The sequence below is a fragment of the Halomonas sp. 3D7M genome (assembly GCF_014897885.1).
Classification (GTDB): Bacteria; Pseudomonadota; Gammaproteobacteria; order Pseudomonadales; family Halomonadaceae; genus Vreelandella.
This window is the reverse complement of sequence record NZ_JABUZF010000268.1, coordinates 63,653-71,279: the sequence shown is the minus strand read 5'-3', so window position 1 is coordinate 71,279 and position 7,627 is coordinate 63,653. Positions and strand designations below refer to the sequence as shown.

Sequence of the window (7,627 nt, the reverse complement as noted above, 5' to 3'; positions counted from 1 at the left end):
GAGCCGGTACGGCCAAAGCCACACACGACTTCGTCGGCTATCAATAGCACGTCATACTTGTTCAGCACTGCTTGAATCGCATCCCAATAGCCTTCTGGCGGCGGTACGATACCACCGGTACCCAGCACCGGCTCACCGATAAATGCTGCGACGGTGTCGGGGCCTTCTTCCAGAATCATTGCCTCTAATTTCTCGGCACAGTAGGCAGAAAACTCAAGTTCTGTCATACCGTGCTGTTCTGCCGCGCGCAGATAGTAGTGCGGCGCTTCAGTGTGGCGAATGGTGTCGATTGGCAGGTCAAAATGGTCGTGGAACGCTTTAAGACCGGTTAGCGAACCAGAGGCGATGCCGGAACCGTGGTAACCACGCATACGCGAGATCACTTTTTTCTTCTGCGGACGCCCCAGCACGTTGTTGTAGTAACGTACTATTTTGAGCTGTGTTTCATTCGCATCAGAGCCTGACATGCCGTAATACACCTTGGACATGTTCATGCCAGCGATTTTCAGAATACGCTCAGAAAGCTCAATCTGCGGCTCGTTCGAGTGGCCTACATAGGTGTGGTAATAAGAAAGCTCTAGCGCTTGCTTATAGATCGCTTCAGCAACTTCAGTGCGGCCATAGCCGATATTGACGCAGTAAAGGCCCGCAAAGCCGTCGATAAACTCACGGCCATCTTTATCTACGATATTAATACCTTTACCGCCAGTGATAACACGACCCGGCAAATCGCCGTGGGCGAAGTCGCGCAGGTGCGTAGAGGCGTGAAAAGTGACTTTACGGTCGCGTTCGATCAGATCCTGATGCAAGCTCATAACGTTCTCTCTATACAGTCCCTCCCCACCGTGTGGGGAGGATGCTTAAATTAATAAAACCGATTAAACATCAACTTCCCGATACTGAACCTAATGCCCCAAGGCAGTAGTACTTCGTTTCTAAATACTCATCGATACCGGTAGCGCCGCCTTCACGTCCAAGGCCGGACTGTTTCACGCCACCAAAAGGTACCGGTGGGCCAGTCATTTTCACGGAGTTGACGCTAACCATGCCGTACTCCAACGCCCGCATTAACTTCCAGATGCGGCGAATATCATGGGTATAGATATAGGCCGCTAAGCCGTATTCGGTGTCATTGGCCATTTCAATAACTTCGTCATCGGTACTATAAGCGGTAATACCGGCCACCGGGGCAAAGTTCTCTTCACGCCAGACTTTCATTTGCGGTGTTACGTTGGTCAACAGCACTGGCATAAAGAAGTTATCGCCCGGTGCTTGGCTCTGGTCACCAGCAATCATCGTGGCACCTTTGGAAATCGCATCATCAACAATCGATGCTGCTTTTTCGACTGCCTGGCGATGAATCAGCGGGCCAAGGTCAACTTCACCGTGCAATCCGTTACCCACGGTAAGTGCCGCCATACGCTCGGTAAATTGCTCAACGAACGCATCGTGGATAGATTCGTGAACCAAAATGCGGTTGGCGGCTAAGCAATCTTGCCCAGCCGTTTGAAACTTGGCCGAGACTGCAGCATAGGCTGCCTCTTTGGGATCCATATCCGGACCAACGATAAACGGCGCGTTGCCACCTAACTCCAGCGATAGCCGTTTAACCGTATTTGCGCTCTGTTCAATCAACAAGCGGCCAACACGGGTAGAACCCGTGAAAGAGAGCGCTCGGATACGCGGCTCGCTGCACAAAATTTTAGAGACTTCTGCAGGATCACCCAGCACGACGTTAAAAATACCTTCCGGAATACCTGCCCGCTCGGCAAGCTCCGCCAGCGCCAGCGCCGAGAACGGCGTTTCATTGGCAGGCTTGATGATCACCGGACATCCAGCGGCCAACGCCGCTGCAGCCTTGCGGGTAATCATGGCCAGCGGGAAGTTCCACGGCGTAATCATCGCCGCAATGCCTACCGGCTCTTTAATGGTGCCCAGTGATGCATTGGGAATATGGCTAGGAATGGTTTCACCGTAGGTGCGTTTCCCCTCTTCAGCGAACCAACGCACGAAACTGGCACCGTACTCTACTTCGCCACGGGCATCCGGCAGCGGCTTGCCCTGCTCCAACGTCATGATGGTGGCTAGGTCTTCACGATTGGCTTGAATCAAATCGTACCAAGCCAGCAAGCGCTCGCAGCGCTCGTCAGCGCGTAGGGCACGCCACTGTACAAAGGCAGTTTCAGCAGCATCTACGGCAGCGGTAATTTGCTCAGCTTCCAGCAAGGGAATGTGGCCAATGGCTTCATTGGTCGCCGGGTCATACACCGCTTCTTCGCGGCCGCCGTCACCATGGGTCCATTTACCGTCTACGTAGGCGTACTGACGGAACAGACGCGGATCTTCCAAGCGCTTAGTGAGCGTGGTCGATAGTGTGGTCATGGGCACCTCCCCAGGTTGCAGCCAGTGACGGTGAAGCCAATCGCTGGCGACAAACCGTTGCACAGAAAATGTTGCTAAAAAATCGGTCTACAGCCCAACGTCTCGATGGGCTGTTTCAGTGTGTCTAGCGTAAGGGAGATACCGCACGAAGTGTTTTTGAAAGCGCCGGATAATTCCGGCGCTTTTTTTGTGAAAGCATGCTTTATAGTGATTTTTTTTGGCAGCGCCTCTATTTAATCTGCTGCATTTAACCTGCGGCGGGGTTAATCAGAGCCTCCTCAGTAAACACCACTAGCCCTAACTCCGGCCGATAGCCATGGATCTCAGTGACATCCAGCGCCTGCAGAAAGGCTAAAATTTCTTCGCTGATGACCTGTCCTGGCACTAATACCGGAAATCCTGGCGGATAAGGGATGACAAAACTTGCCGATACAACATCGCGTCCAGCACGCATTTGCGACTGCAACTTGCCATTATCGAAGCGTAAGTACTCAGTATTCTCTTCGTCGTAACTCAGAAAGTAAGCACAACGAATATCACCCTGGGGCGTATCAGGATTCGGCCGGAAGGCGTCGTGGAAACGACTGAAGTCAGGTAGTGGCGGCAAATCATGATTCAGCGAATGCACCTGATTCTCGATGATTTTGCGCTCAGGGCGGCTACTGTCTTCCAAGCGATATTCGAACTCTTTCGCCAACTTGATCAGCACATCCAATAAGTAGGCAATAGAGCCCCGTGTCGTGCCGATATTGGTCATAAACAGTACGGTGTTGCGGGAAGTCTTGTTGATCTGAACCCCGTACTTATTCATCAGGTATTCATTTTTAAAGGTATCACCGTCAACGCCTGTATTACCGATGGCAATCGTGACACGGGTAGGGTCAACCACAAACTCGTCTCGCGCCCAGGCTTCCTCCATCTTATTCCACCCTGTCACCGGGTCGTAATAGGACTCTACACCCGACTCGCGGTAGGCTTCAGGCACCATGTCGCTATTTTTTAATACGCGGAAATATTTCTGCAGTAATGGGTGGGTGTAGAGCTGTTCGCGAAGCGAAAGCGCTGTCTCTACCTGGGCATGTACCAGTTCGAAACCTTCCATTTCCGCCTGCATTCTTCCCACATCCAGCGATGCCACAATCTGATAATTGGGCGAGGTAGAGGTGTGAGTCATGTAGGCTTCATGGAAAGAAGCCTCCACTTTCTGGCGAAAATCCTGATCCCACACGTGAATCATGGAGCCTTGGCGTAACGAGGTCAGCGTTTTATGGGTTGAATGGGTTGCATAGGTGCGAATGCGTACCTCGTCTGGGTCGGGCATCAGTCGCTGGTCAAGCCATGTAGCGTCATCTTCTGGATCGAGCTTATCGAACTCGGCTTTCCAAGCCGCATACTCTTCCCGATAACTCTCACTGCGGTAACGATCCCGCAATGTACGTGCCGTGTTCATAGCGGTACGTGGCCGATACGTCGGGTTAAAACCAGCGAAGGCAAACCATGCTTCATCCCAAAGAAAAACCAGATCTGGTTTAATCGCTAAGCACTCTTCCATCACCCAGCGCACGTTATAGACGATGCCATCGAAGGTGCAGTTGGTCAGCAACAACATCTTAACTTTGTGCAATTGTCCGGAACGCTTGTAGGACAGCAGCGTTTTCTTGATTTCATGCAGCGGCACCGCACCGTACATGGAATAATCATCAAGCGGATAGGAGTCTAAATAACTGACATGTGCCCCAGCTAGCACCATGCCGTAATGATGCGACTTGTGACAGTCACGATCGATCAACACAATGTCTCGCGGCTTAATCAGCGCCTGCACCACAATCTTATTGGCAGTGGACGTACCATTAGTCACAAAGAAGCTACGACGAGCTCCAAAGGCGCGGGCAGCGTACTCTTGCGCCTTTTTGATTGGCCCAAACGGTTGCAACAGCGAGTCTAGCCCCCCCGATGTTGCGGATGTTTCTGCCAGAAAAATATTAATGCCGTAGAAGTCGATCATGTGCCCTGCCCAGTGGGATCGAGTCACCGACTTGCCCCTGGAAATGGGCATGGCATGAAATACCCCAGTGGGTTTTCTACTATATTCACGCAGAGCATCAAAAAACGGTGTGCGATAGCGATTATCAATGGCGCGTAGAATCGTATGATGCTGCTCGATGTAATCCGTTTCGCGGTAGAAGATACGGTTGAAGTGCTTAATATCTCGGCTTGCCGTAGCTTCAACATCACCACTCGTCACCAGAAATTGATCAATTTCTGGGCGCAACTCATGAATCATCGAACTCAGCAGGATACTGCGATCAGCTTCGCTATGGTGCTCCAACTCATTTTCTGAGAGACCTTCCAGATAATTACGCAAAGCACTGAGGTTATACTTGGACTTATACGGAAACTCGTAGCGAATCAGACATGCTTGTATATTAGGATTCACCAATATTGCAATCAACGCATCTTCAAAGCTTTTTACCGTTACAACATCGTAAACAAAGCGATCTTCAGGTCGGCGCATGTTATGAAATGCTTCACGCACCACATCTTCTTCCTGGTTAGAAAGATTATCTACGATCAGCAGTTCAAAGTAAGGTTGCGCCGAGCTATTGGAAGCCGGGTGCCCGCGGCGAAGTTGATTAAGGGCGTCCAAAGCCTCCATGTCTTCAGCACCCGCATCCGTCTCAGAAAGATCTACATGCCGTCGACGATAGGACTCACTGATCAACGCCCTTACCAAACGCTTAACGACTTTATCCAACAGCGCATATTCACCGCGATTAAATAGCGTCCAAAGGTGGCGAAAATCCTCTTTAGATGGAAATGCGTGGTAGTCCTCAATGATCTCTAAGCGTGTCAACTTGATGTCGATAGCTTTAATCAAGTTTTTGGCGCGATCCTCTTCTTTAAGGCGCGTCAAAATTCCCAAATCACGTTTAAGCTCATTCCAGGTATCAGCACGAAGTTGGGAAATTTTGTGATAAAAACCCAGGGCGGTGTAGGAAGTTTCGGTTGGATTATTCTCTTGCATGACGACACCCATCCTTTTTAGGTATTTATCTGGACAAGACACTTGCCTCAGCAACAGTACTAAATCAGCCGGACAGCCCGCGGGAGCCATAGCGCACGGTAATTTGCTCTTCAGGAAACACATCGAAGCTCAAATCTAATACTCTACCGGGCCAGCGAAACTGGGTAAGCCTTTCCTTAGTGCGATATACCGCGGTATACACTGTGCCCAGGCCACGCCGATAGTCATGGCGAAACAAAGGGGGAGCGGAAAAAGCCGAAATTAGTCGCTCTTCAGTGGTGGCGTCGTCATCCACCAGAATCGAGAGCTGACGCTCGCGAATCAAGGTTTCAGAGGCCAGCGCATGGGCATACCATTCGATTTTCTTTTGATGATTGGTAGCCACCGCCACCCGCCGAATGCTGGCGCGGCGATCCGGTGCAATCATCGCCGTGACATAACGCCCTGAAGCATCTGCCACGGTAATGTTGTAGGCCATATGGGTAGGCACTCTCGCAAGTACCGCAGCAGCTTCGGGCACGGTATCGCAAAATTCGAGAATGTAGCGAAGAATAACCGGCGCACCAAAGCCATCCCCCACCACCTTGCGCCCACCAAAGGCCAGAGAAACAGCAAGCCCAGAATCGTTCATCCCGTCTAGCACGCCCCACAGGCAATCAGACATGGCGATAACACGGCGCTGATTCCAGCGGGTGTAGAGAATGGAGCCCTCGCACAACTCCGGTGGGTAATCATAGTTGCGTGCCAGCACAGTTGACGTCGGCCTTGCTAGTACCGCCTGTGAGCAACCGGTAATATACGGCGGCGGACGATACAAACTCAGTAGCCGTGACGAAAGATCCCCGCCACCGGCTACTTCACACAGCGTGCGGTAAGTCGCCAGCAATTCGGGCATGTGCTTGCGTAAGGCGTTATGACACTCCAGATAAGAGGGACGCTCACGCTCACCTTCGGCCAGATACCAGGGCTCATAGGCAGGCCAGTGGTAATGGAACAACGACTGCCATTTTGGCCCCGCCACCTCTTCATGCACGGTGCGAAACGTCAAGGCTTTGTCCAGCTCCACACCAGGCGCTCGGCCTGCAACAAAGTTGCTGTCCATGGTTAAAGAATTTTGAAGTTGCCACCGCCGATAGCATGGCTGACGGCAACTTCCTCCACCACTGGGTCTTGCAACGCCTGTCCGGTGTACTGACCACGGATGCCGTCTATCCAAGCCTTGGCACGCTCATTCAGTTGGAAGTCATCATCCATTAACCGCCCCCGGGTGATCAAAATACCCAGGTCGGCCCCTTCATACCGGAAGTCTCCTGCGCCACTAATGCGCAGAAAAAAGGCTTCATGCTCGTTCTCTGCCGCGTGGGGGTGATAGCTATAATGATCATAAGCAATTTCGCCCTGAGCATTCATGCGCCATACGCCGGTAGTAGGCGCTTCCGTTAACAGGTCAACGCTTTCATCGGTATGCTTGATAACCAGCTGGCTCCAGCTGTCGACACTTTCAGGGTGCGCCCAACGCTCATTGATATCATTGATGTCCAGGTCAAAATCGACATCCGAAAATTCAAGCAGGTGAAACAGGAACAGTGGAATATCAGAATGAGCAAAAGCCGCCACATTCGTCAGAGAGCTTGCTCCTGTCACACGGGGGTTAAGTTCACCCAGATACACTTCATGGGTATCCATATCAATCAGGAAATCGAGTTCAAAATAGCCTCGATAACCCTCTTCGCGCAGTGCCTCACCAAACTTAAAGGTGTACTCGCGCGCTAAATCACGCACTTCCTGACTAAAGGCGCCGGCGAACATTTCGTTGCCACACCAACCGCCCTTATAAGGAGTCAAGGATTTGAAGCCTACAAGCTCTGTCATCAACGGGCCAACGACCGTACCGCAACGCGTGGCACAAGCTTCTATCGCCGAGCCGCGACAGTTGATGCGCTTCATGATCTTGACCTCGGGTTCGGCTTCGATCTCTTCAGCATGCTTGTAATAGTCTTCTTCACTGGCAATAAAGAAGGTGGTATGACCAGAATCGCCAAACGCGGTCTGTACCACTAAATCGTTACCGAGCGACTCGCTGACCTCTAGAAGCTCCTGATAACTGCCTACCCTGGCCAGCACGTTGGGCACGCTGGGCACGCCCGCTTTATTGCCAATACGCACCGTCTCAATCTTATTATCCATCCGCTTGCGCAGTTCGGCGGGAGGGAAGGCAAC

5 protein-coding genes are annotated in these 7,627 nt (G+C 51.7%); all 5 read right to left on the bottom strand.

The window, feature by feature from the left end:
• A partial coding sequence (locus INT22_RS21495) for an aminotransferase class III-fold pyridoxal phosphate-dependent enzyme (RefSeq protein ID WP_226912886.1) occupies window positions 1-815 on the bottom strand: 815 nt, incomplete at its 3' end.
• 70 nt (window positions 816-885) lie between these two features.
• The gene (locus INT22_RS18245; RefSeq protein WP_193068717.1) at window positions 886-2,382 is read right to left on the bottom strand and encodes an NAD-dependent succinate-semialdehyde dehydrogenase; all 1,497 of its coding nucleotides are present in this window, start codon (window positions 2,380-2,382) and stop codon (window positions 886-888) included.
• A 247-nt stretch (window positions 2,383-2,629) separates the two neighbouring features.
• The gene (locus INT22_RS18240; RefSeq protein ID WP_193068716.1) at window positions 2,630-5,407 is read right to left on the bottom strand and encodes an aminotransferase class I/II-fold pyridoxal phosphate-dependent enzyme; all 2,778 of its coding nucleotides are present in this window, start codon (window positions 5,405-5,407) and stop codon (window positions 2,630-2,632) included.
• A 64-nt stretch (window positions 5,408-5,471) separates the two neighbouring features.
• The gene (locus tag INT22_RS18235; protein ID WP_226912885.1) at window positions 5,472-6,455 is read right to left on the bottom strand and encodes a C45 family autoproteolytic acyltransferase/hydolase; all 984 of its coding nucleotides are present in this window, start codon (window positions 6,453-6,455) and stop codon (window positions 5,472-5,474) included.
• A gap of 56 nt (window positions 6,456-6,511) precedes the next feature.
• Window positions 6,512-7,627: biotin carboxylase (locus tag INT22_RS18230; RefSeq protein ID WP_226912884.1), on the bottom strand; the 1,116-nt coding region annotated here is incomplete at its 5' end.